Genomic DNA, 539 nt, shown 5'->3' with positions numbered 1-539 from the left:
TAACAAGCTGTGCAGTAGCTTGGTATATATCCACCCCTAAGTAGACTCTTTATTATCTCAAGTGGTGAACGGTGATCTCCTACCTCAAACTGTGGCTTTTCATCATCGTGGTGCTCTCCCCTATAATATTCAACATATCCTCCAACACCTGTACAGGAACCTGCACTTATTTGAGATATACCAAGAGCTATTACTTCATCTCTAAACTTTGGCTCTTCCCTTGTAGATAAAATCATTCCTGTATATGGTAGAGACAGTCTTAATACAGCTACAATCTTCTTAAAATCTTCATCAGATACTAAATATGGGAACTTCTCTAAATCAACGCCCTCTGCCTTTTTAGCCTTGGAACAGAAACTGTATGAGGCCCTACTCCAAACTTTTCCTCAAGATGCTGTGCATGGAGAAGCATTGCAACAGTTTCATACTTATAATCATAAAGTCCATATAATACACCAAGTCCTACATCATCAATGCCACCCTCCATTGCCCTATCCATTGCTGTTGTATGGAGCCTGTCAAGTGCATCTGTTGCAACA

1 pseudogene is annotated in these 539 nt (G+C 40.3%); it reads right to left on the bottom strand.

The features are described 5' to 3' along the window. Positions 1–539: pseudogene (locus tag TCEL_RS11490) on the bottom strand ([FeFe] hydrogenase H-cluster radical SAM maturase HydG); the annotation flags it as partial.

It is taken from the genome of Thermobrachium celere DSM 8682 (genome assembly GCF_000430995.1).
GTDB lineage: Bacteria > Bacillota > Clostridia > Clostridiales > Caloramatoraceae > Thermobrachium > Thermobrachium celere.
The sequence above is the reverse complement of the archived record's forward strand: the minus strand, read 5'-3'. Positions and strand labels throughout refer to the sequence as shown.